This is a genomic window from Salinivibrio sp. ES.052, from assembly GCF_900141775.1.
Lineage (GTDB): Bacteria > Pseudomonadota > Gammaproteobacteria > Enterobacterales > Vibrionaceae > Salinivibrio.
The window spans coordinates 1077971-1104543 of record NZ_FSRI01000001.1; the positions used below are offsets into that span (position 1 = coordinate 1077971).

Here is a 26573-nt window from a genome sequence, read left to right on the forward strand (position 1 = left end):
TGCCCGCTCCATGTATTGAGAAAGTCTATGTCTAATAAACCCACATTTAATCATTGTGCGTTTCCCATTTTATTACTCGCGCCTCAGCTGCTTATCACGTTTGTCTTTTTTATTTGGCCGGCAGCTCAGGCAGTGTGGCAATCAACACTACTCGAAGATCCTTTCGGCTTAAGTACCGAGTTCGTCGGTGCCGAAAACTTTATAGAGCTATTGGGAGACACAAGTTATTACAGCGCCTTTTTTACCACGTTATTTTTTAGTTTTTCTGTCGCAGGTATCGCGCTGATATCAGCATTAGTGCTTGCCGTTATGGCCGATAGAGTGATCAAAGGAGCCACGGGTTACAAAACCTTACTGGTTTGGCCCTACGCCGTTGCACCAGCGGTTGCCGGGGTACTCTGGTTGTTTATGTTTAACCCAACCGTGGGAGTGTTAGCCCACGCGTTAACCGCCATAGGGATAAATTGGAACCCTTTCATTCATTCTGGAGATGCCATGACAATGGTGATTATTGCCGCCACATGGAAACAGGTTAGCTATAACTTTTTATTCTTTTTAGCTGGTTTGCAGTCAATCCCACGCTCGCTCATTGAAGCCGCCGCGATTGATGGTGCAGGTCCAGGGAAACGGTTTTTTACTATTATATTCCCTCTCCTTTCGCCAACATCATTCTTCCTTTTGGTTGTCAATCTGGTTTATGCCTTTTTCGAAACTTTCGGCGTTATTCATGCCATGACACAAGGTGGCCCAGGTCAATCGACGACCACGTTAGTTTATAAAGTCTACGCTGATGGGTTTGTGGGACTCAACTTGGGCTCTTCTGCAGCGCAGTCTGTGGTGTTAATGATCTTGGTGGGGGCCCTCACCGTGATCCAGTTTAAATATGTTGAAAAGAAGGTGGCCTACTAATGGTTGAACGTCGCCCTTGGCTTACCGTGTTCTCACATTTGGTGTTAATTCTAGGTGTGGCCTCTGTCGCTCTCCCCGTGTGGCTCGCACTTACTGCTGCAACCCATGATAGCAGCGCCTTTGTGAGTGGTGTCACCCCATTATGGTTTGGTGACAAGGGATTATCTGTCTTTGAGGAGGTTTTAACCGAAGGCACATCACGCGAGTTAAACATTTCTGTTGCTGGCATGCTGTGGAATTCATTTCTGATGGCAATGGGGATCTCGATCGGCAAGCTGTCTATTTCCATTCTATCGGCGTATGCCGTGGTGTACTTCCGTTTCCCGGGTCGGATGTTGGCATTTTGGATCATATTTATGACCCTGATGCTGCCTGTCGAGGTACGGATCATGCCCACCTTCCAGGTGATTGCCGATCTCAATATGCTTAATTCTATGTCGGGGTTAACCATTCCTCTTATCGCCAGTGCTACCGCGACCTTTCTATTCCGCCAGTTTTTTATGACAGTCCCGGGCGAAATGCTGGAAGCAGCACGTATCGATGGCGCCGGCCCGTTCAAATTTTTTAAAGATATTCTTTTACCCTTATCGCGAACCAATATCGCCGCACTGTTTGTGATCACGTTTATTTATGGTTGGAACCAGTACCTCTGGCCCATTTTGATCACTACAGATGATGAGTATTACACCATTGTGATGAGTATCCAGCGCATGCTGTCTGTCGGTGACGGCGAAGTGCAATGGAACCGAGTAATGGCAACGACGCTTATGGCAATGCTACCACCCGTACTTGTGGTGCTCGGCATGCAGAAACTCTTTGTTAAAGGCTTAGTGGAGACGGAGAAGTAAATGGCAACGGTAACCCTCGATCAAATTCAAAAAACCTACCCCAATGGGTTCAAAGCTATTCATGGTGTCGACTTAGCAGTGAAAGATGGTGAAATGATTGTCTTGGTTGGCCCCAGTGGCTGCGGTAAGTCAACATTACTACGCATGATTGCCGGCCTTGAAGCCATTTCTAATGGTCACTTAATTATCGAAGATAAACGGGTTAACGAGCTCGAACCAGGAGAGCGTGACATCGCCATGGTGTTTCAAAACTATGCGCTCTATCCACATATGAGCGTATTCAACAACATGGCTTACGGATTAAGAAACAGAGGGACACCTAAGTCGGAGATTGAAACGTTAGTCAACGACGTCGCCGCTATGTTGGAACTGGATCATTTGCTCGATAGACGCCCAAATCAACTATCAGGTGGCCAACGCCAACGGGTCGCAATGGGCCGTGCGATCGTGCGCCGACCTAAGGTGTTCTTATTCGATGAACCCTTGTCCAACCTCGACGCTAAACTGCGCGTACAGATGCGGCTGGAAATCAAGAGCCTGCAGCGAAAGCTTAATACCACCGCGGTCTATGTGACGCATGATCAAGTCGAAGCTATGACGCTCGCTGATCGTTTGGTTGTATTAAACGGAGGGAATGTTGAACAGATTGGCACACCGCTCGAGGTCTATGATGCACCCGCGAGCCTGTTTGTCGCGACCTTTATCGGGTCACCAGCGATGAATATCGTCGAGGGAAGCGTGACCAATAATACTCTTTCTATTGGCAATCATGCGTTAGCTAATTGCGAGATCGACGCCTTTCAGTCTGTGTTGGTTGGGCTTCGACCTGAGCATTTAAACGTGGTGCCAGCGGATCAAGCAAGCTTTACCTTGTCGGTAACATTAACGGAATCACTAGGGGCCGACTTACTGGCATACGGTCATATTGCGGGGACAAGCAACCTCATAACACTGCGCTTAGAGGGACATAGCAAAGTGGCTGAGGGTGATCAGTTGCCTTTAACAATTGAGCCGCATAACCTCCACGTCTTTGATAGCCAAAATGGTCAGCGGCTTACGTTTGCGATTAAAGCGCTTAATCATCAACGTGCTACCGCCATTTAATGCTCAGGAGTGTCACCTAATGTCCACCCAGTGTTTGCCTTTATCATCCATTCATGATTACGCTACGCGCTGGCGTAACGTACGATGGCTATTTACCGACGTAGATGACACCTTGACATGGCAAGGTGAACTACCTTGGCAAACACTGAGGGCATTAGCAGATTTACGTCACGCAGGGATCCGTGTCGTACCGGTTACTGGTGCTTGTGCGGGGTGGTGTGATCATATAATCAATGCTTGGCCCATTGATGCCGTGATTGGTGAAAATGGTGGGGTTGTCATGTGGCATGAAAATGGCAAGCGGTACACTCGCGTTAATGATGTCGCCCAGAAAGCTCAACCCGCATTGCTCGCCTGGGTTAGTCACCTACTGGATAGTTATCCCGAGAGAATGGTTACAACCGATCAACCGTACCGCCAATGTGAAGTGGCGATTGATATTGGCCAGCACACAACACGTGCGCCAGCGGCAGAAATCGATGCTTTGCTTTATGAACTCCATAAACACGGCGCGAATGCGACCGCCAGTTCGATTCATATCAATGCTTGGTTTGGCACACACAGTAAAAAGCAAGCGACGCTTAATTGGCTTTCTCGTTACAGTGTCACAAAAAAGCAATCTCAACATCAGGTTGCCTTCATTGGCGATTCACGAAACGACAGTGAGATGTTTGCCCACTTTCCCCTGAGTGTGGGGGTTGCCAATATCGCACCACACCTTGAGGCATTAGACACCCCGCCGACTTGGATGACCGATGCACCCGGTGGATTGGGGTTTGCTGAGTTTGTTTCACACTGGTTATCAACCGGCCGATAACAAAAGATAGATTCACACTAACTGAGCGCAACATCACAGCTTTTCTGCTACAGGGCTTTTTATATCAATGTGTTATTTAACTTTGTTGATGGCTCGTTCTACAATGTCTGCGTTTTATCATGAGAATGATGCCCAAACCTCACTGTTTGCGCACCGCGCGCGGTTAGTGCGTATAATTATTAAGCGCAAACACGATAACGATTAGGATAATGTTATGAAACGCTATGCCCTTGCACTGGTAGCGGCCTTGTTGCCGATGATGTCACACGCGGCACCTGTAGAAAACGCAGATTGTTACTCGTCCAAGTATCATGACTATGTCGACGCATCAATTAACTGGTATCAAGCTTTGGTCGACATGACAGTTGAAAAAGATCCATCACTGGATGAGGTTGCCAACTGGTTCTTACATGGTCGCACAAACCACTTTAATCTTAATGCCCAAGCCTTTGACTATTACTTGAACAATGACAGCGCCAAGCTAAATTTAGACGCTCCCGTCGAATCATGGTTGCAGCTGACTCAGGATGATGTAAAAACATTGTCTCAAAGCTCTCTCCCTCCATCTTCACTTGCAAAAGCGGTTTTTGATTTTCGCCAAGGCGAAGCAATGGAAGGTAACTATGCACTACGCAGTGCCCTCGCCGACTTGCTCAGTCACCCGAAAGAAATTGACAAAGCACTAAACCAATACAACGACAAAATGGTCAGTATTAACCAGCGTCAATGCCAATAAATCACCGCTCATGGATCAGGGCCAGCAGAGGTTGGCCCTGTTCACGACCAGGTGCATTGTTTATGCTGCTTTTCGAGCCTATAACTAACAAAAAAGCCTGATGGTCTCGCATTTTTTTGCTATGTTGTGACCATTTTTCAGCAAGTGATCGAGTGTTCCCCTGACATAATTAGGGTGATCACCGTTTGGACAGCTAAGCAGACAAAAGAAGAACGTCATGGCAACACAGAACAAAGCCGCGGACGCCACACCGGAAACCTTACACCGGATTTTCACTGTTCCCGAAGCACCAGGTTCGACGCTCAGTCAAATTGAGCAGGAAATCTCGCAGAATCTTAATCGTTTTTTACAAAATCATATAACAGCCACTGAGCGTTCGCTGACTGACATTGAACGTGATTTTAGCGATCCTACCATTCCCGAAGATCCTACTTTCGTCTCCGATCATACCCAATACCTGCTTGATAAACTGGTTGCTCAGTCAGTACATACTGCTTCACCACGGTTTATCGGTCATATGACTTCGGCGCTCCCGTATTTTTTAATGCCGCTCTCTAAAATTATGATTGGCCTTAATCAAAATACGGTCAAAATAGAAACCTCTAAAGCGTTCACCCCCCTGGAACGTCAAGTACTAGGAATGCTGCATAATTTGATTTATCAGCAGGACGAAGCCTTCTATCAAAGCTGGATGCACAGTGCCAATCATTCACTGGGGGCGTTTTGCTCTGGCGGCACCGTGGCGAATATCACGGCTTTATGGGTGGCACGCAATAATGTGCTTAAACCTGAGGGCGATTTTCCTGGTATTAATAAAGCAGGCTTGTTTGGTGCGATGCGTCATTACGGGTATCGAGATCTCGCCATCTTGGTCTCTGAGCGTGGACATTACTCATTAGGCAAAGCCGCCGATGTCCTCGGCATTGGCCGTGACCAGCTGATTTCTATTCCTGCCGATAACCAAAACCGTATCTGTATCAATGCGCTAGAAGAAACCATTGAACAGCTGAATCAAGACAACATAAAGCCTGTCGCTATCGTAGGGGTTGCGGGGACCACAGAAACCGGCAGTATCGACCCACTAAACGCATTGGCCGATATTGCCGAGCGTGAAGGTATCCATTTCCATGTCGATGCCGCCTGGGGGGGGGCCACGTTAATGTCGAATAACCAGCGCCATAAGCTGGCCGGTATTGAGCGTGCTGACTCGGTGACGATTGATGCACACAAACAGCTTTACGTGCCAATGGGGGCTGGGATGGTACTGTTTAAAGATCCCTCAGTCGTCGCATCGATTGAACATCATGCGGAGTATATTTTACGTAAAGGGGCGAAAGACTTAGGCAGTCATACATTAGAAGGTTCACGAAGTGGTATGGCAATGTTGGTATTCGCCTGTATGAATATCATCTCCCGCCGTGGCTATGAGCTGTTGATTGATCAAAGTATCGATAAAGCGGCTGCGTTTGCCAAAATGGTTAGCCAACACCCGGATTTTGAGCTGATCTCAGAGCCAGAACTTTGTTTATTGACCTATCGCTTTGTCCCCGCTCGTGTGCAAGCGGCCCTTGCAGTGGCCAGTGAGGAACAAGTTGATTTAATCCATGATTTGCTTAATGACCTGACCAAATTTGTGCAAAAGCGCCAACGGGAATCAGGCCAAACGTTCGTCTCTCGCACACGTCTTACGCCAGAACAGTGGCAGCGTCGTACCACAACTGTGTTTAGAGTGGTACTGGCTAACCCATTAACTACACAAGAGATCCTTCACGAGGTATTAACTGAACAGGCGACGATCGCGCAAGAGAGTGAGTTCGCGTATCCACGCCTTATTACGTTGGCAGATAGTATTCTCAAAGGCTAGTGCGCCACCGTTAGGTGCGCAACGATAAAGAAAAATAAAGGCAGTCACATACAGTGGCTGCCTTTTTCATACTATTGGTTCTGCGTACTGGCTCCGTTCAGGTTACCTATTAACTCGGTTGCCCAGTCATTTGAGCGGCCCCGTTTTGGGTATATCGGTTGATTGTAAACAATGCGTCTGGCTCAAGGCAGCCTCGCGCTGATGCTCAATGTCTAACTGAGCTTGCTGCCATTGCATCTGCACTTGTGACGCAGTCATCGAGCGGCCTGGCGTTGAAAACAAAAAGCGCTGCAAAGTATGATCAAATTCAGCAACATTTTCTTGCTCGCTATACGCAATTCCCATTAATTCGAAGGCGCGCACTTTTTCTCGCTCTGTTCCAATCACAGTGTATCGCTGGGCCGTATCTAGCGTTTTATCATAGCGGCAATGAATGAGGTCTTGTTGTGCACCTCGTAATGCCTCGTTAAGGCCTATTGTGCTGTAATTGCGCCATAGATCCGACATTTTTGGCAATGAGCACCCGACCAAAAAAACCGACAAACACGCCGCAGCCATTATCTTAATCATCACTTTTTCCTGAGCTCTGCACGTCATGCGACTCGTATATCAAAGACTGACTCGCTTATCAAAAACCCTAGCACCATGAGAACCTCTGCCGTCACGATAGCGGGCTTCCTATTATTAATTAACGGCGCCACGGCTTGTAACTTGAGACTCAGTCACGCTTGCCAATCACCACTTCTCCTGATTGCTCAAACATGGCGACTTCTTTGCGACGACGACCGATTAAAATGGGTTTGTCGTCGTAAAATAAAAAATTCTTCCAATATTGCTTAAATACTCCCCATTGTGTTTCGACGATATTGTGCTTGTCGTAACAAAAGTAGACCGTGATATTGTCTTCCCAAGGAAAGTTGGACAAAAACTCCTCAGGAAGATTGTCATCGTTATCCCACGCTTGTTGCCAGACCAGCCGTTGGGTCCAGACGTTTTGATGGGTTGGCCAGTCTTGTTTGCCGAAATGATCCGGCGTTGGGCTATCTTTGCTGATAAACTCTTGCCATAACTGCGACGCGCGCATTTCAGTCATGGGTTTAATCTCAGCAAGATCCTGCTCGGGAATAGGGAGAGATTGATGGGTAAAAATCCACTTTCTTTTGTATTCAGACAATGGGAGATAATTCATGCTGCTCGTGGTAATCGGCTTGGTCATGGGCGCAATTTTACCATAATTGCCACTGGGTTGTTACCAAGCGTAATAGAGAAGATAGAAACCAAAAACGGCAATGCGTGATACATTGCCGCTAAGAAAGAACGCATCAGATTAGCCGTTAATGGCGAGTTCATCGGTAGTTTGAATGTCGTTGTCTTCGCCGATTTTACGGTGGCCTTGATCAAGGTGCACCATATCAACAAAGTCGTCACTACCCACTTGAAACGCTTGACCAAACCCTTTTACATACAGGCCGTTTTCTGGCATCAAGCGGAAAAGACGGAAATCTTCAAGCCCGCTTAGGTTGCCGATAATATCGCCAAACCGCGCTTTCAACGCATCAATACCGGCTTGCCAAGTCGCGGTGTTACGTTCCACCATTTCGGCACGTGCATCAAAGCTGAGACGTTGCCGAGCAAAAATCTGTTTCGCGCTCTCTTCATCTTCGATCATCATCAATGACAAGTTTGGGTTTTCTTGCAGGTTGCGTGCATGACGAGCGATGTCACTGATCAGGATATAAAAGCCATCTTCACGCTGAGCAAAAGGGGCATAACTCACATTGGGTTTGCCGTTCGCATCCAGTGTCGCAAGCTGCAATGTCCGGCAGTTTGCACGAAATTCTTTAATTTCAGGGCCAAGGCGGTTTTGCAGACGTTGTTGTTTCGTGGCTTGATCCATGATTATTGCTCCGATTCTGTGTGTTGTGAGGTCGCTAATTGCGTTTTTAGTTGATAAAAAGCATCAATTTGATGATCTAAAAGCTGACGCTTTTCGTCACGCCCGAGGTAGATCTTAAAAATCGAATCGCCTTGTTCTGTAAAAAACCCGATGTAATGGGTTGTCTTGCCGCGAAAGGGTTTGCTGACAAAGGCAATGCCCGCCACGCGTTCTAATTTTAAGTGGCCATGCATTTCGCCGGGCTTACCCATTAAGTTGTAATAGCCGTAAGCGATTTTGCCTTTGGGAAACGGCGCTTTTACTTCAAAGATAGAGCCCCCGGAATGCACAATCGCCGTCACAGGGCCGCCCCATTCGGCCACCTGCATTAACACGGTTTCAGCATGTTTCCCATCGACCCAAGTTTGATAGTCCGCAGGCATGGCGCGTACCGCCTCGCCCTCACTCACACCCAGTGCGTTTGCCATATCAGCAGGCAATATGGAGGCATTGTCAGTCAGTAACGCGCTGACCTGCTCCGTTAACGTGGTGGTTGTCATTGATCACTCCCAACCTATTTTTATTGTGGTTTGTTATTTCAGTGGGCAGGCGTTCACCTGCCCTTTGTACGGGGGGTAAAATTGCTAACGAGCTAAAATTGGTAACGAACATTAAATTTGATATCACGCCCAGGTGAAGCCACTTGCGCCCACGCTTGGGTGTATTGCTCGTCGGTTACGTTATCGATCGCTAAATCAAACTTCACACCATCCCAAGCGCCATTGGGACTGTAGCTTGCATACAAGTCCCACAGAGTGTAGCCGTCATAAGTGTTGGCATCGTTAGTGTCGTTTTGATCTGCATAGTGGGATACGCGACCACCAATACTCACTGGTAACGTCGCAAGCGCATAATCGGTTTCCGCGACAAACTTGTGGGCTGGGATGTTATCGAGATAACTGCCCGTCTCTTTGTCTTTCCCTTCAGTTTGGCTGTAACTTAGATTATTGGTAAAGCCACCAAGTTGGTGATGAAGGCTTAGCTCGACGCCTTCAAGCTTGGCATCTTGAACGTTTTCACGCGTTGTTGTGCCGCCCATGAAGTCAACGTTCATATCAATAAAATCGTCAACATCGTTACGGAAGAGGCGCACATCAACATAGGCGTTATCGAAATAGCTCGTCGGAGTAAACTGGTACGTGATGGCTAATTCTTTGTTAGCACTGTGCTCGGGTTTCAAGTCCGGATTAGGGACAAATTGGTTAATCCCCATGCGAGTAATAAAGTGAGTACCACTGGCATACATTTCTTCTAAACTAGGTGCACGAAATGCTTCGCGATAGCTGGCAGTCAATGCTAGCTGTTTGGTCGCATTCCATGTTAATGCCGTCGACGGGGACCACGCATGATCGCGGCTCTCACTATCCAGTGATGTCGGTCGATTATCTTCACCTTTGTATGAGTCAAATCGAACACCCGCTTGCCAGCGAAATTGGTCTAATACAGGAATATTTATTTGACCAAATGCACCTAAACTTTCTGCATTTGCATCTTGTCCTGCCGGACGCTCTCCAGGTGCACTACTGTCATCACGTTTCGTTTCATAACTATCGCGATATAAATCCAGACCTGTAATTAAATCAGTATCTTTTATGTTGGACGTGTTCGTGATAGAGAAACCTATGGTCTGGGTCTCATTATTGTCACGTTCTTGCGATGCAACACGATGCTCTTTCATCTCAGTATTATTAAAATACAACTGAGAGTTAATATCGATCCAATGACTGGTGGGACTATAATCGTAGGCAACGGAAAGGCTCTGATCCCGTGTTTCCCGGTATACTAACGGATAATAACTTGACGGCTCTTTGACTGAGGGATTTGATGGAGACATATCATCAAGCTCGCCTTGACGAGCAGTAAACGTCCATCGATGATCTAAAGATGGTGTATAGGTTAGTTTCGCAAACCCACCTTTTTCTCTCTCCGCAGAATAAGATAAGGTTTTACCATTACCCAGTTGGTTATCGTCGGCATCGTGGTAGTAGCTTTGTACCAACCAATCAACCGCCTCCGAGCGTCCAAACACCGCGCCGCTTGTGCGTGAGGCATTATTGTTGCTGTGGAAGCCTTGTTTCACATATCCCCCCAGCGTTTGAGCACCGGAGAGAAAGTCGCTGGCCGATTTGGTGTTTTGGGCAAACACGCCCCCTAAAGCACCGGATCCCCATAAAGTACTGGATGGGCCACGGACCACCTCTACCGAGCTGAGTAACTCAGGGTCAATAAATAGACTAGAGCGGTGACCCACAGAGAAATTCTGACGCGTACCATCAACAAGCTGCACCACGCGACCGTTTTCGCTACTTAATCCACGAATAGTCACAGACTGAGCGGCATCGCGCCCGCCGCCAAGCACAGAGACGTTGGGTAAGTGACGAATTAAGTCCGTGACGTTACTTCCTTGCCTTTTCTCTATCTCTTCCTGTGACACCGTGCTGACGGCAACAGCGCGATTTGCTTTTTGCGCGTCCATACGACTGGCATACACAGACACCGTCTCTGTTTGTTCATCGTTATGTTGTGCGCCATCGGCGGCTATTACAGGGGACGCGAGGCTGAATGTCCCCAACGCCAGTCCAATCGCTAGGTTTAAATGGCGAGGGCGCGGTATCAAAATGTCCTTTTTCAATGTCATGTCAGTTCTCTCTAATCCAATTACAAATGAGAATCATCATTATTTTTGCAAGATTGTATTGATCGAGAACATCAATGTAAACGATAATTGATCGTAATTAGTTATGTAACTATTGATTACACTTAATGAAGAGACAACAATAAGGATTAAACATGGCAACTGCCGCAGTAAGACTGATTGCCCTCATCAGTACCCTCATATCGCTGTCTGTTAACGCATCACCACGTATCATCAGTGCGGGGGCTAGCGTGACTGATCTTTTAGTCGAACTTAACGCGCAATCACACATTGTCGGCATTGATGCCACCAGCCAATTGAAAAATAAGGATGTTCCGAGCGTTGGCTATCATCGCCAGCTCGCGGTAGAAGGTGTGCTCTCTTTATCACCTGATCTCTTGATCGGCTCCGATGAGATGGGTCCTGCCTCCGTGTTATCTAAACTCAGTGATACGGGTATAAACGTGGTGACGTTGTCGAGTTCACCGACAGTGGCTGCGCTCAAGCAACGTATTCAAACCGTGGCCGAATTGACCGACACACAGGCCAATGCCAGTTCACTGTTGGATACGATTGACGTTCAGTTAACCAAGCTAAAAAAACAAGCGTCCTCATCATCACTCAAGGGGGTATTCTTATTGGTCCATCAAGGACGACCGGCCAGCGTCGCCGGTGCGAATACCACGCCAAATACTCTGATCCGCCTACTAGGGGCGACCAATCCAGCCGCCGAATCGGTCACCAGTTATAAGCCACTTTCATCCGAGGCGCTTCTTGGCTTTAACCCTGACTTTATTCTAGTCATGCAGCGTTCACTCGATCAGCTTGGGGGTTTACAGGGGTTAGCGGAGGCAGTGCCTTTACTATCTAGCACCAACGCCTACCAACAAAATAAAATCATACCAATAGATGGCCGTGTGTTAGTCGGGGGGTTAAGCCTTAACACCTTAGATGAAGCGCGTCGTATTCAAACGCAGTTAATTGGACATCAACCCTGATGCACGCTTACTTTCGTGATACGCACCATCGACTATTTCCCGCATTGATCACGATGCTCTTTATGGTGGCCGTGACGTCGATCGCGGTTGGACAGTGGCAACTCGGATGGTGGGTCAGTTTACAAAGCCTGAGTCCATGGCAGGATCATATTGCACCTCATGTGTTAACCATCGTGCAGCAAGTACGATTACCACGTACATTGCTCTGTTTATTTGTCGGTGCGTTATTGGCCGTCAGCGGCACATTAATGCAAGGGCTATTTCGCAATCCGCTCGCTGATCCAGGGATTATTGGTGTCTCCGGCGGTGCCTCATTAGGCGGTGCGTTAGGTCTGTTGTTGTTGTCGTGGGGTAGCCTAGAGGCTGGTTTTACTCTTTCAGTTCCGTTGTTTGCCTTTGTCGGTGCACTCTTAGCAACGCTCTTTGTTTATCGTATTGGCACCACATCAATGGGCACCTCGGTCACCATTATGTTATTAGCTGGCATTGCTATCAGCGCATTATCAGGGGCTGCGCTCGGAATGATTAACTATATTGCTGATAATCAAACACTACGTGATATCGCATTATGGTCGATGGGGTCGCTTACTGGGGCCTCATGGGAGCAAATCGCGCTAACAGGTATCGCAGCCGTCACCCTCACGCTTTTTGCCTATCGCTGCGCGCCCCATATCAACGCCTTGTTACTTGGCGAAAACGAAGCAGCGTACCTTGGTATCAATGTCCATCGCCTAAAGCGCCTGCTGATCATTGCCACTGCTGCAGGCATGGGCGTGTCAGTGAGCGCTGCAGGTCTAATTGGCTTTATTGGCCTGGTGGTACCGCATATTGGCCGGCTACTGGCTGGGCCAGATCATCGCACGTTAATTCCTTTATCGGCGATATTAGGTGCACTTTTGCTCACACTTGCCGATATTATCGCGCGTGTGATTGTTGCACCGGCGGAGCTGCCAGTGGGGATAGTCACTGCTTTGATGGGGGCTCCTTTCTTTTTATGGTTACTCATTCAACAACGACAAGCTGTGGTGCATTAATGTCTGATATTGCCTTAGATGTTCGTAATTTAAGTTACTCGCTTAACGGACGCCAACTGCTTAATCGCATCAATGTTTCCTTTGCTGCAGGCCAATTACATGTGTTGCTCGGCCCTAATGGGGCGGGAAAAAGTACACTACTCAAGCAAATGATGAGTGGTCAGCAACAGTCAGGTCATGTGAATTTTTGGGCAACACCTAAAACTGCATGGCACGGTGAGATATTTGCCAAACATGTGGCCTTCCTACCGCAAAGTAGTGGCTTAACCTTTGCGTTTACCGTCAAAGAAGTCGTGAAAATGGGCGCGACCCCTTTGAAAGCGAGCCAGTCACAAATTGCCACAATGGCCGACGAACAGTTACATCGGTGGGAGATTTCTCACCTGGCCAATCGGCCCTATCCCATCTTGTCGGGCGGTGAGAAACAACGTGTCCACATGGCGCGCATTTCTTTGCAGTTGGTCCAAACCGACCCAACACGTGCCATCATGCTGTTAGATGAACCGACTGCCGCACTCGATATTACCCATCAGCATTACACGCTACAACGTTGTCGGGCGCTTGCTGATCAGGGAATGACGGTAATCGTCATACTTCATGATCTCAACCTCGCTAGCCGGTATGCCGATCAGCTCTACTTTTTAAAGCAAGGCGAAATCGTTTTATCAGGGACACCTTGGCAATGTTTTGACAGTGACCAAGTGGTCGATATTTACCATTACCCACTGACAGTCATTCCGCATCCAGAGCATGCTTGTCCACTGATTGTCACCTAGTGCCTACTGGATAGACATTCGAGCGCGGCTTATCCGCCGTAAAGAGGCATCGCTGGGTCACAAAACCGCCTGTTAGTGATCGTTCGCTCATCAGACCAATTGCGACGAAGCAACAACCTAAGTAAACTGAGACCGCAACCGATTAACTATGAGAATGGATGAAATCGGATTCGTTACCTTCGCAACCGTCTGATGGGCCGGGATTGTGAAAGACAGCGCCGCTGCGTATCAGCGGCGTTTTTCTGTAAGGTCGCGAGTAACGATCCCAAGGCTTCACAATATAGAAGAATTAAGATGGCAACGATTAAAGATGTCGCGCGTCTCGCGGGGGTTTCAACCACCACGGTTTCACACGTAATAAACAAAACCCGCTTTGTCGCCGAAAAAACAACAGAAAAGGTTTGGCAAGCCGTTGAAGATCTCAATTATGCACCAAGTGCGGTGGCTCGTAGCTTAAAATGTAATACGACACGTACGCTTGGTATGTTGGTGACTAAGTCGACTAACCCCTTTTTCGCTGAGCTCGTGCACGGTGTGGAAGACTATTGCTACGAACAAGGCTATACGCTGATTCTATGTAACACCGAAGGCAACCTCGAAAAGCAACGTGATTACCTACGCATGCTGTCAGAGAAACGTGTCGATGGTTTGATTGTGGTCTGCTCAGATCTCAATGAAGATCTTATGTTGCTGCTAGAGAAAAAACGCGACTTACCGATGGTGGTGATGGATTGGGGCAGCCATCATATTGATACCGATCGCATTGAGGATAACGCAGAATTAGGCGGCTACCTCGCGACTAAGCATTTTATTGATAACGGACATACCCAAATCGGGTGTATTTCGGGGCAAATGGATAAAAATACCTGTAAACAGCGACTCGCAGGTTTTTATCGCGCACTGAAGGAAGCGAACATCCCAGTGAACCACGATTGGATCATCGAAGCTGATTTTGAAGCGGATCAAGCGAAACATGCTGCGGCACAAATTATTGCGATGAATAACCGCCCCACTGGCGTATTTTGCTTTAACGATATTATGGCCTTAGCTGCTATTAGCACATTTAATCAGGCAGGCATTCAGGTCCCCGATGATATATCCATCATTGGTTATGACAATATCGATCTAACGGAATACTACTCACCACCGCTCACAACCGTGCATCAACCTAAACGTCGACTGGGTAAAACCGCAGTGAAACTGCTGCTTGCTCGGATTAGCGATAATGATACTCAGCAACAAGTGTTTGAAATGGATTTAGCTCTGATTAGCCGAGCCTCAGTGAAAAACCTATCCTAATGTTTTTAAAATATTTATTAAGAAGCCACGGCCTACATCGGTCGTGGCTTCTTACGTTATACTCTGCTAACAAGAGCTTTTACTTTAATCTATCAGTTGCATGATTATTGAACTAGCGTCACATTTTTAGTGCGTAGCAAGGGCGACATCACTGTCTAATTATTATATCCTTAATGGCGTTTGAACAAGGCAAACCACGGCGAAAGCATGGGACGCAAAGCCTCCGGCCTAATGGAAACTGGCTTCATCGTCAGGGTCTCAATGGTAGCGGGGTTGCCAGAATTATTGTTTTTATCGCTGACTTAGGCGTAATTACGAACGAATGCATCAAAACTAAGAATTTGATAATTTGTTGACAATCTTGTCTATTTGCCTTGTTACACTACGACTTTATTTTTAGGCATTCATATTTATCGAGATTGTTATTAAATGGATAAACCTGCTTTAAAAAACGCGATGCGTTTATTTGCCGAGTTTGGCAATATCAAATCCCGATCCATGTTCGGCGGATTTGGCCTGTTTTGTGAAAACACCATGTTCGCTCTTGTTGTAGGCAATACCCTGCACCTTCGCGCAGGCAAAGAAAATGAAAACGTGCTAAAACAACAAGGCTTAGCCCCGTATATCTATAAAAAACGCGGCTTTCCGGTTGTCACTAAGTATTTTGCGATCCCCGATGCATGGTGGGAAGATCATCAAAAACTGCTCACAGAAGCAAAAAATGCTCTCGATGTGGCCGTCCATGATCGCTCGCTTAAGACAGGAACCTGTCCCTCAAGGCTCAAAGATCTTCCCAACCTGCGACTAGCGACCGAACGTATGCTAAAAAAGGCAGGCATCGATTCACCTGAAACCTTGCAAAAACATGGTGCGGTGGGTGCTTATAAAGCCCTCATTTCTGCGCACGATAAAGACCTAAGTTTAGAGCTTTTATGGTCATTGGAAGGCGCTATCACAGGTAAACACTGGTCCGTCGTTCCCCCAAAAAGACGACAAGAGTTATTACAACACTTAGATAAATGATCTCTCATAGTCACGCCTTTATACGTTGATTTTTTGTTACTGTGAGCAATGTCCGCGTCCAACACCGCCTCTAGGCGGTGTCGCTTTATCCCACAATCAAGCTCCCCTCATTTGGCACGAAAGGTCAAAAAATAACCACTCAAACACCTTTTTCGTATGAACTGAAAGTATTGTTCGATCCTTCGGGTCTTATGAAAGGTACGATTGAGAACACAAATTCTTAATGTAACCGAAAAATCAGCCAGTTAGTTGTCGAAAAGATCCTAAAGTATTAGCTGGACCCTATTGACCATACGATGAGACAGACTATGTCAGTAAAAAAACTTCTTGTGGGTGCGGTGATTATCACTCTCGTTGCACTGTGGTTTAGCTTCGATATTGGCCAATGGCTAACACTCGACAATGCTAAAGCACAGCAAACAGTGCTCAATGATTACATTGATCAACATTTCATCCAAGCAAGCCTACTTTTCTTCATTGGGTATGTCGTCATGACAGCGCTCTCACTGCCGGGCGCAGCAGTCGCGAGTTTACTAGGCGCGGCTTTGTTTGGTTTTTGGTGGGCGTTATTACTGGTATCGTTCGCCAGTTCCATCGGTGCCACCCTCGCATTTCTCGTTAGCCGGTTTTTACTGCAAGACTGGGTACAACATCGATTTGGGAACAAGCTAGAGGCAATTAATCGCGGCATTGAAGAAGACGGGAGTTTTTATCTCCTCACGCTTCGTCTCATCCCTATTTTTCCCTTTTTCTTAATTAATTTGGTCATGGGGTTAACCCCCTTCAAAACACGTACTTTTTATTGGGTCAGCCAACTGGGGATGCTACCTGGTACGGCTGTGTATGTGAATGCGGGGACCCAGCTGGCGCACATTAATTCACTCGGGGATGTTGTCTCACCATCGGTACTCGGATCGTTGGCACTGCTGGGGTTATTTCCTCTATTGACCAAATCTATCATGCGTTGGGTTACGCATAGAAAACGTTATCAAGGCTGGGTAAAACCTCAACGCTTTGATCGAAATATGATCGTCATTGGTGCAGGCGCAGGTGGCCTCGTCTCCAGCTACATCGCAGCCATCGTCAACGCCAAAGTTACCCTGATTGAAAAGGCTGATATGGGGGGAGATTGCCTCAATACTGGCTGTGTCCCCTCAAAGGCATTGATCCGCGCAGCAAAAGCAATGCGCGAAATTCGTAAAGCAGACGAATTTGGTATTCATACATCTCAACCTGCAGTCGACTTTGCGGCAGTGATGGAGCGGGTAAAAAAGGTCATCACAAACATTGAGCCACATGATTCTGTCGAACGCTACACCAAGCTTGGTGTCGAGTGTATACAAGGCGAAGCAAAAATAGTCTCGCCCTGGGAGGTAAGCGTCAATGGCCAGCATTTAACGACCCGCAACATTGTGATTGCGACGGGTGCCCGCCCGATGCTACCGCCTATTCCTGGTTTGGCGGAAGTGACCCATTATACGTCAGACACGATTTGGTCACTGACAGCGCTTCCACCACGTCTCTTAGTGTTGGGTGGTGGCCCGATTGGCGCAGAACTCGCGCAAAGTTTTTCTTGCTTGGGAAGCCAAGTCACATTGGTAGAAATGGCGGACCAGCTGCTAAGCCGAGAAGATAAAGACGCCGCAGACTATGTCGAAGCCTCGTTGACTCGTGATGGCGTCACGATGATGATGGGCCACAAAGCCATAGCGTTTGAATACCAAGGCGACCAACAAATCGCCCGATTGGACGGCCCTAATGGCGAAAAAGATGTCGAATTTGATGCAGTATTGGTTGCATTGGGGCGCAGCGCCAACACACAAGGCTTTGGACTTGAGTCACTTGGCGTACCACTTACCGAGCGCGGTAATATTCAGGTTAATGACTATTTACAAACCCATTATCCAAATATCTATGCGGTCGGTGATGTCGCGGGACCGTTCCAATTGACACATGCGAGTGCACATCAAGCATGGTATGCCACAGTCAATGCACTGTTTGGACAGTTTAAACGCTTTAGAGCCGACTATACGGTCATGCCTGCGGCAACCTATACCTCCCCCGAGGTCGCCCGTGTAGGGATCAACGAAAAAGAAGCGAAGGCAAATCATCAAACGGTGGAAGTGACGTATTACGGCATTGATGATCTTGACCGTGCGATAGCCGATGGGAATGATCATGGTTTTATTAAAGTGCTAACACCAAAGGGAAAAGATACCATTTTAGGTGTCACTATTGTCGGTGAACACGCCGGTGACTTACTTGCCGAGTTTACACTTGCCATGCGTCATGGTTTGGGGCTCAATAAAATCCTCGGTACCGTACATCCCTATCCCACCATGAGTGAAGCGGTGAAATATACCGCGGGAATGTGGAAGCAGGCCCATACGCCAAAAACACTCCTTAAATGGGTCAAGAAGTATCACCGTTGGATGCGTCATTAAAAAGGAAGATGAAAATGAAACAGTGGATAGCGGCAGTCACGTTCGCGCTAGCAAGTAGCCATGTGCTGGCAAACCCAGCTGACAATGACTGGGAGCAAATAAAACAAGAGGCAAGCGGACAAACCGTTTATTTTAACGCCTGGGGCGGTAGCCAGGACATTAATGCTTATTTGCGTTGGGCCGGTCGTGAACTCAAACGTGATTATGGGGTGACACTCCAGCATGTCAAAGTGGCGGATATCGCTGAAACGGTGAATCGTCTATTGGCGGAAAAAACTGCGGGAAAAGACACGAACGGCAGTATTGATATGGTTTGGATTAATGGTGAGAACTTTAAATCCATGAAGGAAAATAATTTGCTTTATGGGCCCTTTGTCGAGGCACTTCCCAACTGGGTAATTGTGGATAAAAGCTTACCCGTTGAGGAAGACTTTACGGAGCCGACTGAGGGTCTCGAAGCGCCATGGGGGGTAGGTCAGTTGGTCTTTATTCATGATCAAAAAACGCTCGCTAATCCCCCACGTTCTTTTGCTGAACTTTTAAGCCTTGCGAAAGCCAACCCAGGCCGTGTGGGTTATCCTAAACCTCCGCAATTCCATGGCACCAGCTTTTTAAAAGCCGCGTTGCTTGAACTAACAGATAATAAAGCAGCACTTTATGGCCCAGTCAGTGATGCCGACTTTAACACCGTGACGGCACCGTTATGGCGCTACCTTGATGCATTGCACCCGGTAGCATGGCGCAATGGAGATCAGTTTCCATCAGGCAGTGCAGAGACAATGCAACTTGTCGATGACGGTGAATTGTTAGTGGGCATTGCGTTTAACCCGAACGCCGCAAAAGCAGCGATAGCCTCGGGGACTCTCGCTCCAACGGCGCGCGCGTTTGCGTTTAATCAAGGCGCCCTCTCTAATATCCATTTTATGGCGATCCCTTATAATGCTAATGCTAAAGCCGGTGCCATGGTGGCGATTAACTTCTTGATGAGTAAGGAAGCCCAACGTCGTAAGTCAGATACAGAGGTTTGGGGCGATCCCTCAGTGGTTAAGCTATCTGATACGGCTGCAGGCAACCGATTTAGCACTCAACCCGAGCCACATCCAAGTTGGCAAACCGCGTTAGAGCGCGCGTGGCTTAAACGCTACGGACAATAGAAGAGATCCCATGGCACGTTTGTTGTTTGCCATCACCCTAACGGTATGCTGCCTGCCTTTGTTGCCTGGGGTTGGTGGCTTGCTCACCAGTGCGTTCGCTTTTTTACCCTCTTTAGGACTGGATGAGGCCAATTTCTCAGGCTGGCGAGATGTAATGGCTTGGCCTGGCTTGTCTCAATCGCTCTGGTTGACGCTAGTCTCTGGCATCGGCAGCAGCTTACTTGCGACTGGACTTAGCTTCATCATTTTGCAAGCCACGTGGCAAACACCATTCTGGCAGCGGATAGCCCGTAGCCTCCCAGGTTTACTGGCGCTTCCCCATGTCGCCTACGCCATTGGATTGGTGTTGTTATTATCACCATCCGGTTGGTTATTTCGATTACTCAGTCCCGTCACTGGGGACGCCCCATTAACCTGGGCACTCGTACAAGACCCTTATGTGATAGGCCTTACTCTGGCATTAACACTCAAAGAGACGCCATTTTTACTCTTGATGAGCTTTTCCGTGCTCAGTCAAATTGACGTGCAACGTCTGAGCATGGTGTCGGCTAGCTTGGGTTACAATCGGGCCAGTACCTGGATAAAAGTTATCTTACCGCTTTGGCTGGCAAAGATGCGCTTTCCTATTTTTGCTGTCGTAGCGTATAGCCTTTCCGTCGTCGATGTGGCAATGATTTTAGGCCCAAACACACCGCCTACTTTTGCAGTATTGGTCTGGCAATGGTTTAACGATCCGGATCTCTCTTTACTGCCCCGCGCGTCTGCGGGAGCATTATTGCTTTTTTTGTTTTGCGCGCTGGTACTCCTCGGCTATCGCTCCATCGAGTGGAGTGCTTGTGAGCGCTTTAATCGCTGGCAGTATACTGGCTCACGCTGCACTTGGTTACCGGGGAAATGGATCTGGTGGCCGGTGTTGCTCATGCCATTACTGGTGATCCCAACCCTGCTGATGTGGTCGTTTGCCTTGCGTTGGTCTTTTCCCGACTGGCTACCTAGCCGCTATGGCATACGATTTTGGGAGCAAGAACTGAGTTACATTTGGGCGCTAGTCGGCAATAGTCTGCTACTCGCATTAATCAGTAGCACTGTCGCAGTAATATGTGCCATTGGTTGCCTTGAACGCACCTGTAATTACCAACAACGATCGCTCCCTAGCGCCATCATTGCCATACCTTTATTGGTGCCCCAGTTATCTATTCTGTTTGGTATTCAAGTTGCTGTGTACAGCTTACCTGGTCAATGGCATGTGCCCACGACGATATGGGCACATATCTTTTTTGTTTTTCCTTATGTTTATTTAGCGCTGGATGGCCCATGGCAACAATTTGATCCTCGGCTAACTCAAACAGCTCGAAGCCTGGGGGTTAGTGCGATATCTGCCTGGCTACGCATAAAACTGCCGTTATTATTGCCCGCAATAATACTGGCTTGGGCGGTGGGGGCCAGTGTCAGTTTGGCACAATATCTTCCTACCCAATTGTTGGGCGCAGGGCGAATTAATACTTTAACCACTGAAGCGGTGAGTTTATCGAGTGGCCTGGATAGACGGATCAGCGGCCTCTACGGACTAATGCAGGCGGTTATCCCCTTACTCGTTTTCATGGTGACCACCTACTTAAGCCGCGCAGTCCAGCGGCGACTCACACCTAATCAATCGGGCTATATGCAACCAGGAGCAAAAAATAATGACGCTGTCTATCAACCAACTCAGCATAAACGCGCCTGATCAGTGTTTGCTGAAAGACGTGTCTTTTAACGTGGCCCCAGGGCAAATACTCACCGTCATGGGCCCTAGCGGATGCGGCAAATCAACACTTTTAGGGGTGCTAGCGGGTCACGCTCAGCCACCCATACAGTACCAGGGTGACATAATATTAAATCACCGTGTGTTAAATACATTACCGCCTGAACAGCGCCGACTGGGGATTCTATTTCAAGATGACTTGCTGTTTCCACATTTAAACGTTTGGCAAAATTTGGCGTTTGCATTGCCCTCATCCATGAGTAAGCAGGAAAAACATACGCAGGCACTCGAGGCCCTAACCTCAGTTAACTTGGCGGAGTTTGCTAACTACGCCCCTTCACAGCTTTCCGGTGGGCAACGTGCGCGTGTCAGTGTGTTGCGTGCCTTACTCGCCGAGCCTGATGCAATTTTACTCGATGAACCTTTTAGTAAACTCGATAAGCCACTGCGCCGATCATTTCGTCAGTTTGTGTTCGAACAAATCGAGCAGCGGCAGATCCCCGCGGTGATCGTAACGCATGATGCCGAAGATATAGCACATCCTGACCACTGCCTAAACTGGCCAAGCACTGAAAAGGATAAAGATCCAGAGGAGATCCCCAATGCTTGATCGCTATGCCATCCCCGTGATCCGCTGGCCACTAAAACGTGCGGCCATTCAGCTTAACCAATGGGAGATTAAGCCGGATACAGTGACGATAAGTGGCTTTTTTATCGGTCTATTAGCTGTGCCCGCTTTAGCGTTTCAAGCCTACGGGCTTGCCCTAATGTTCATTGTCATCAACCGTGTGTTTGATGGCTTGGATGGCGCGCTTGCGCGCGAGCAACGACTTAGTGATGCAGGTGGTTTTCTTGATATCACGCTAGATTTTATTTTCTACGCCTCAATCCCGTTTGGTTTTGCCCTCGCGGATCCAGCTAACAACGCTATTGCCGCAAGCTTCTTGTTATTTTGCTTTATGGGGACTGGCGCGAGCTTTTTAGCCTTCGCTACCATGGCCAGCAAACATCAGATTGATAATCCGGTTTACGCCAATAAGTCGATGTATTACATCGGTGGGATCACCGAAGGAACGGAGACCATCGCGAGTTTTGTGTTAATGTGCCTTTTCCCAACATACATGGCCTGGATTGCCGGCATCTTTGGCGCAGCCTGTTTAATCACCGCCGCATCACGAGTCTGGGCGGGGTACCAAACGTTGCGTGCGCTCGATACGCCCTCCTCCTAGCTTATAGCCACTGGTGTTGCAGCTGCTCTTTATCGCCTAAGTAGTCGAGCAGCCAGCGCACCGGTGGTGACTCTTTATCCGATCGCCATGCAATGCAGCACGGACTGCTTAATAGCGGCTCTTCAAGGGCAAGCTCCACCAGCTCTCCTCGCGCAATCGCCTCTTCTGCCATGTGTGAAGGCATCACACCAATGCCTAACCCTGCCTTAAAACATTGCATGGCACTGTGCCAATTCGGTACCGTGAGGCGGCGCTGATTATCCAATAGCCAAGTGGTACGGCGCGGTAAGCGGCGCGAGGTGTCTTCCAAACAGATAGCCGGATACGGCGCGAGCTGCTCGTTAGCCAGCGGCTGAGCACACTGCACCAGTGGGTGCGATGGACTCACAACAAACCGCCAACGCAGGGTGCCCATTTCCCGGTAACGAAACGCGCCGCTCACCGGTACCGCAGCGGTTGCACCGATAGCAATATCAGCACGATCATCTGCAAGTGCGTCCCATACACCATTAAACACTTCCATGGTTAGCAATAGCTCAACATCAGGAAATGCATCATAGAAATCCCGCACCAGTGTATTCACACTGTCTTCACGCACGACATTATCGAGCGCCAGCGAGACACTCTGCGCCCAACCATTAGCAACGCGTTGGGTTTGCTGGCGAATACTCTCCATGGCTTTCAGCATCTCGCGCGCTTGTTCAACAAAGTATTCCCCGGCAGATGTCAGTCTCACTTTACGATGAAGTCGTTCAAATAACGTTACCGCCAATTTGTCTTCTATTTGCCGCACCGTATAGCTCACTGCACTGGGAACTTTATGTAGTTCCTCCGCTGCCCCGGAAAAGCTCCCTCGTCGCGCGACCACATCAATTACTTGAAAATCTTGGTAGGAAAACATTCAAATCAATTTTTTTGAAAGGAGTGTTCAAATCATACCGTTTCACAGCCTGGATTGTTAGCCATAAACTGCAAGTTACATTAATCTTTGTATCAAGAGATGAAAAATGAGCAATAAAGTATCTTTCATTACCCTGTTTTGGCTAGCAGGGCTGAGTATGCTTGGCTTTTTAGCCACCGATATGTACCTGCCCGCTTTCGAAGCGATGCAAATGGATTTTGCAACGTCCCCAGCAAATATAGGTTTGACTTTAAGTATCTTTTTACTCGGAATGGCCTGTGGTCAGCTCGTTTATGGCCCCCTATCTGACCGTATAGGTCGTAAGCCAGCTTTATTGATTGGCTTAAGTCTCTATATCGCCGCAACGGTAGTCTGCCTGTTCGCCAACGATATCTCTATTTTATTAGGTGCACGCCTTGTACAAGCACTTGGAGCATGTAGTGCCATTGTTATTTGGCAAGCGGTGGTTATTGACCGTTATGAGGGTAAACTTGGGCAAAAAATGTTCGCCACCATCATGCCCTTAGTCGCGCTATCTCCAGCATTAGCTCCTTTACTTGGATCCTATTTACTCCAGCATTTTGATTGGCGGAGTATTTTTGTGGTTTTACTAGCACTAGGGGTTGTGTTTGTTGCATTAACCCTGCGTGAGAAAGAAAGCCTTATCGAACCAGAGCAAGACACTAAAATTATTGATAAATTACTAAGTGACTATCGTCAGGTTTTTAAGTCAAAAAAATTCATTGGTAATATGCTTATCTTCGCAGGCTGTTCCGCTGCTTTCTTTGCGTATTTAACCGGTTCGCCGTTCATCATGTCTTCTATGGGCTATACAGAGTCCGATATTGGCCTCAGCTATATCCCACAAACTATTGCTTTTGTCGTCGGGGGTTATGCCTGTCGTCACGCACTGAATAAACTCAAAGATCACAGCATCTTGCCCTGGCTGCTAAAGCTATTCGTGATCAGCGTGGTCATCATCTTTCTGATTAGCTGGCGCACGGATGTCACCAATATTTGGGTAATTTTGGGACCATTCTGCTTTTTAGCTGCTGCGAACGGTGCTATTTACCCACTGGTCGTTAATCGTGCATTAGAAGCGTTTAGATCTTGCAGTGCGACAGCGGCTAGCCTCCTCAACTTTTTGCAGATGATGGTTTGCTTTATTGCCAGTGCCCTCGTTTCTACGTTTGCGGCGTCTGGACTGTTTGCTGTCACAACCGTCATGCTATCAACCTGCGTGATTGTAATTGTGGGCTTTGGTTTGGTCTGGCATGCAAACCGTCAAGCGCAAACGCTGGCAACAGCTTAAAGCAATTGGTTTTATAGACTAAAAAAGGCGTCTCTCGAGACGCCTTTTCTATTACTAACGTGTATCACTCACGCAAATAGGCAACCAGTTCACCTTTACCAATGGGAAGCACGCCCACATCGAGTTCAGGCTGTTGTTCCAGCCATTGCTTAAAAGGTGCCACTTCGTCGGCGTGGGACAATGCGTTATCGACCACCAGCATGCCCTGAGGCTTGAGGAGTTGGAATAAACGTGGCGCTAAGGAGAGGTACTGACTTCGATCGGCATCGAGAAAAATGAGCTCAAACTGTCCCTCAAGGCGAGTAATCCAGTCACTTGCATCACCCAATTTAGCATCTATCCGGTTATTAATGCCGGCTTGCTGAAGGTGCTGCTGCGCTTGATAGTGTTTTGCTTCGTCGCGCTCAATCGTTGTCACTTGTACGCTATCGCCGCCCGCGCGCGCAAGCCATAATGTGGAATACCCCATTGACGTGCCAATTTCTAAAATGAGGGTAGGCTGAATTTCACCCACTAACAGCGCTAAGAACTTGCCAGTTTCAGGCGTGATATTCAGCCACTTCTTACCTTTATCCTGTTGCAGGGCATCATTCTCTGTCCCCTGCATTTGCAACTGTTCCAATAAGCCGTCCATGGTCATTAGTCCAATACAAGGCTGCCATTATCATCAAACTGCCAGCAATCGCCATAAGCGACTTCCCAAAGGTAATTATCCGGATCGGCAAAATAGCCACTGTAGCCTCCCCAAAAAACGTTTTGTGCGGGTTTAACAATACGACCGCCACATCGCTCGGCCAACGCCAGCACCTCATCGACCTGTTCTTTGGATCGCGTGTTATGCGCCAATGTGATGCCACCAAAACCTGTCTCGTTAACGGTGAGTCCAGGTTTGATATCATCGGCTAACGCGTCAGCGGGATATAACGCTAATCGCGTACCGGCGGTACTAAAAAACACGATTCCCTCTTCAGGATGGGTGTGCGTTGGAAAGCCCAACTGGCGATAAAATTCATACGACCGTGATAAGTCAGCGACACCCAAAGTGATAATGCTAATTCGTGCTTCCATACCGTTGCTCCTTCGCTTAATGGGTGGGGGCATTGAGTCGCTTTTCACCTAGCCATGAAAATGCGCGCAATAAATGAGGGACAGCCGCTTCCACAATTTCGCCATGTGCCATGACAAGACGCTGTGGTGTCCAATTAATCAAGGTACGAATGTGTTTTGCTAATTCGTCTTTGTGAAACCAAAAGCTCAATCGCCAATCAAGTGGTGTCTTACCATTGGGTGCTGTCACACCTGACCACTCGGCAATTTTGCGTTTAAAAGGTGGAAACACCTCTGGACGAAAATTTTCAATCAGATCAGTGACAATCAGCGTTTGACTTTTCCGATGGAAAAACACGCACTCTGTCATCACTGGCGAGCCCGTAATCAAACATTGAGCGATGTCATCTTGCCAAGCGGGCTCCGGCAAGTCCTCTAAACAGTGGTCAAAACACAGATCATCTCGTTTTTTCGCAACTTGTTGAGTGCCAATAAGTTGCGCGTCGGGAAACGCCTCAGTCCATTCTCCTAAATAGAGATGGTGTAAATGATTGGGGGCAATTAAGTAGCGAACGCTCCCCAACGACGCCAGCTCACCGCGTAATGCGCCAGTGAGCTTTATCGGGCTGTGAATCCATAGGGACTGATCGGCAAACCTCACCACCACCATGCGCGTGGTATAGGGCAAGGTAAAGAAAGGGACCGCTTCACCATCGGCTATCCAAATTGACGTATCGAGTTGATACACAGCACTCTCCTCATG

The 26573-nt window shown here is 48.0% G+C and carries 26 protein-coding genes and 1 riboswitch; of the genes, 17 read left to right on the forward strand and 9 right to left on the reverse strand.

The annotated features are described in order from the left end of the window. The first annotated feature begins 27 nt into the window (after positions 1 to 27). From ugpA to panP, 6 genes are all read left to right on the forward strand, one after another. Positions 28 to 909, forward strand: coding sequence for a sn-glycerol-3-phosphate ABC transporter permease UgpA (ugpA, locus tag BUQ98_RS04945; protein WP_074212766.1), 882 nt, complete (start codon positions 28 to 30; stop codon positions 907 to 909). Continuing rightward, positions 909 to 1757 (forward strand): sn-glycerol-3-phosphate ABC transporter permease UgpE, encoded by an 849-nt coding sequence (ugpE, locus tag BUQ98_RS04950; protein ID WP_074212767.1) that lies wholly within the window; start codon positions 909 to 911, stop codon positions 1755 to 1757. Before ugpA ends, ugpE begins: the two co-directional genes overlap by 1 nt. Next, on the forward strand, positions 1758 to 2861 hold the full coding sequence (locus tag BUQ98_RS04955) for a sn-glycerol-3-phosphate import ATP-binding protein UgpC (protein ID WP_074212768.1): 1104 nt from the start codon (positions 1758 to 1760) through the stop codon (positions 2859 to 2861). A 19-nt stretch (positions 2862 to 2880) separates the two neighbouring features. Then, positions 2881 to 3678 (forward strand): HAD family hydrolase, encoded by a 798-nt coding sequence (locus BUQ98_RS04960; RefSeq protein ID WP_074212769.1) that lies wholly within the window; start codon positions 2881 to 2883, stop codon positions 3676 to 3678. 214 nt (positions 3679 to 3892) lie between these two features. After that, positions 3893 to 4414, forward strand: a complete 522-nt coding sequence (locus BUQ98_RS04965) for a hypothetical protein (protein WP_074212770.1) — start codon at positions 3893 to 3895, stop codon at positions 4412 to 4414. 217 nt (positions 4415 to 4631) lie between these two features. After that, entirely contained in the window at positions 4632 to 6278 is a 1647-nt protein-coding gene (gene panP, locus BUQ98_RS04970) for a pyridoxal-dependent aspartate 1-decarboxylase PanP (RefSeq protein ID WP_074212771.1), read from the forward strand. 126 nt (positions 6279 to 6404) lie between these two features. On the opposite strand, the gene BUQ98_RS04975 is transcribed toward panP, so the two are convergent. The 5 genes from BUQ98_RS04975 to BUQ98_RS04995 form a co-directional block, all read right to left on the reverse strand. After that, complete coding sequence (locus BUQ98_RS04975) at positions 6405 to 6848, reverse strand: hypothetical protein (protein WP_083605203.1); 444 nt, start codon at positions 6846 to 6848, stop codon at positions 6405 to 6407. Positions 6849 to 6996: 148 nt separating this feature from the next. Further along, entirely contained in the window at positions 6997 to 7467 is a 471-nt protein-coding gene (locus BUQ98_RS04980; RefSeq protein ID WP_074213587.1) for a DUF2947 domain-containing protein, read from the reverse strand. Positions 7468 to 7605: 138 nt separating this feature from the next. Further along, a complete protein-coding gene (hutZ, locus tag BUQ98_RS04985; RefSeq protein WP_074212772.1) occupies positions 7606 to 8175 on the reverse strand; it encodes a heme utilization protein HutZ in 570 nt (189 codons plus the stop codon). A 2-nt stretch (positions 8176 to 8177) separates the two neighbouring features. Beyond that, complete coding sequence (gene hutX / locus BUQ98_RS04990; RefSeq protein ID WP_074212773.1) at positions 8178 to 8714, reverse strand: heme utilization cystosolic carrier protein HutX; 537 nt, start codon at positions 8712 to 8714, stop codon at positions 8178 to 8180. A gap of 92 nt (positions 8715 to 8806) precedes the next feature. Then, positions 8807 to 10852 (reverse strand): TonB-dependent hemoglobin/transferrin/lactoferrin family receptor, encoded by a 2046-nt coding sequence (locus BUQ98_RS04995; protein ID WP_074212774.1) that lies wholly within the window; start codon positions 10850 to 10852, stop codon positions 8807 to 8809. Between the two features lie 152 nt (positions 10853 to 11004). Here BUQ98_RS04995 and BUQ98_RS05000 point away from each other — a divergent pair, with 152 nt between their 5' ends. The 10 genes from BUQ98_RS05000 (at position 11005) to BUQ98_RS05045 (ending at position 22550) form a co-directional block, all read left to right on the forward strand. Next, positions 11005 to 11847: a heme/hemin ABC transporter substrate-binding protein gene (locus tag BUQ98_RS05000; protein ID WP_074212775.1), complete on the forward strand. Its 843-nt coding sequence runs from the start codon at positions 11005 to 11007 to the stop codon at positions 11845 to 11847. Then, positions 11847 to 12881, forward strand: coding sequence for a FecCD family ABC transporter permease (locus BUQ98_RS05005; RefSeq protein ID WP_083605204.1), 1035 nt, complete (start codon positions 11847 to 11849; stop codon positions 12879 to 12881). The genes BUQ98_RS05000 and BUQ98_RS05005 overlap by 1 nt, the downstream gene beginning before the upstream one ends. Next, positions 12881 to 13657 carry a heme ABC transporter ATP-binding protein gene (locus BUQ98_RS05010; RefSeq protein WP_074212776.1) on the forward strand — a complete coding sequence of 259 codons (777 nt, stop codon included), beginning with the start codon at positions 12881 to 12883 and terminating at the stop codon, positions 13655 to 13657. Before BUQ98_RS05005 ends, BUQ98_RS05010 begins: the two co-directional genes overlap by 1 nt. A gap of 294 nt (positions 13658 to 13951) precedes the next feature. Then, entirely contained in the window at positions 13952 to 14956 is a 1005-nt protein-coding gene (locus BUQ98_RS05015; RefSeq protein WP_074212777.1) for a substrate-binding domain-containing protein, read from the forward strand. 178 nt (positions 14957 to 15134) lie between these two features. Then, a riboswitch (cyclic di-GMP riboswitch) is annotated at positions 15135 to 15237 on the forward strand. A 148-nt stretch (positions 15238 to 15385) separates the two neighbouring features. Next, on the forward strand, positions 15386 to 15979 hold the full coding sequence (locus BUQ98_RS05020; RefSeq protein ID WP_074212778.1) for a TfoX/Sxy family DNA transformation protein: 594 nt from the start codon (positions 15386 to 15388) through the stop codon (positions 15977 to 15979). A gap of 308 nt (positions 15980 to 16287) precedes the next feature. After that, complete coding sequence (locus BUQ98_RS05025; protein ID WP_074212779.1) at positions 16288 to 18423, forward strand: FAD-dependent oxidoreductase; 2136 nt, start codon at positions 16288 to 16290, stop codon at positions 18421 to 18423. A gap of 14 nt (positions 18424 to 18437) precedes the next feature. Then, positions 18438 to 19577, forward strand: a complete 1140-nt coding sequence (locus tag BUQ98_RS05030) for an ABC transporter substrate-binding protein (protein ID WP_175566287.1) — start codon at positions 18438 to 18440, stop codon at positions 19575 to 19577. A gap of 10 nt (positions 19578 to 19587) precedes the next feature. Beyond that, on the forward strand, positions 19588 to 21303 hold the full coding sequence (locus BUQ98_RS05035; RefSeq protein WP_074212781.1) for an ABC transporter permease: 1716 nt from the start codon (positions 19588 to 19590) through the stop codon (positions 21301 to 21303). Continuing rightward, complete coding sequence (locus BUQ98_RS05040; RefSeq protein WP_074212782.1) at positions 21263 to 21931, forward strand: ATP-binding cassette domain-containing protein; 669 nt, start codon at positions 21263 to 21265, stop codon at positions 21929 to 21931. Before BUQ98_RS05035 ends, BUQ98_RS05040 begins: the two co-directional genes overlap by 41 nt. After that, positions 21924 to 22550 carry a CDP-alcohol phosphatidyltransferase family protein gene (locus BUQ98_RS05045; RefSeq protein WP_074212783.1) on the forward strand — a complete coding sequence of 209 codons (627 nt, stop codon included), beginning with the start codon at positions 21924 to 21926 and terminating at the stop codon, positions 22548 to 22550. The genes BUQ98_RS05040 and BUQ98_RS05045 overlap by 8 nt, the downstream gene beginning before the upstream one ends. A gap of 1 nt (position 22551) precedes the next feature. Here the strand turns inward: BUQ98_RS05045 and punR are convergent, their stop codons facing one another. Beyond that, the gene (punR, locus tag BUQ98_RS05050) at positions 22552 to 23451 is read right to left on the reverse strand and encodes a DNA-binding transcriptional activator PunR (protein WP_074212784.1); all 900 of its coding nucleotides are present in this window, start codon (positions 23449 to 23451) and stop codon (positions 22552 to 22554) included. 106 nt (positions 23452 to 23557) lie between these two features. On the opposite strand from punR, the gene punC reads away from it, so the two are divergent. Further along, on the forward strand, positions 23558 to 24763 hold the full coding sequence (gene punC / locus BUQ98_RS05055) for a purine nucleoside transporter PunC (RefSeq protein WP_074212785.1): 1206 nt from the start codon (positions 23558 to 23560) through the stop codon (positions 24761 to 24763). Between the two features lie 64 nt (positions 24764 to 24827). On the opposite strand, the gene BUQ98_RS05060 is transcribed toward punC, so the two are convergent. Genes BUQ98_RS05060 through BUQ98_RS05070 form a run of 3 tightly spaced genes read right to left on the reverse strand, consistent with a single transcriptional unit; the run spans position 24828 to position 26558 of the window. Then, positions 24828 to 25397 carry an O-methyltransferase gene (locus BUQ98_RS05060; protein ID WP_175566288.1) on the reverse strand — a complete coding sequence of 190 codons (570 nt, stop codon included), beginning with the start codon at positions 25395 to 25397 and terminating at the stop codon, positions 24828 to 24830. A gap of 5 nt (positions 25398 to 25402) precedes the next feature. Continuing rightward, the gene (locus BUQ98_RS05065) at positions 25403 to 25831 is read right to left on the reverse strand and encodes a VOC family protein (protein ID WP_074212787.1); all 429 of its coding nucleotides are present in this window, start codon (positions 25829 to 25831) and stop codon (positions 25403 to 25405) included. Positions 25832 to 25847: 16 nt separating this feature from the next. After that, complete coding sequence (locus tag BUQ98_RS05070; protein ID WP_074212788.1) at positions 25848 to 26558, reverse strand: DUF4336 domain-containing protein; 711 nt, start codon at positions 26556 to 26558, stop codon at positions 25848 to 25850. Positions 26559 to 26573 lie beyond the last annotated feature (15 nt).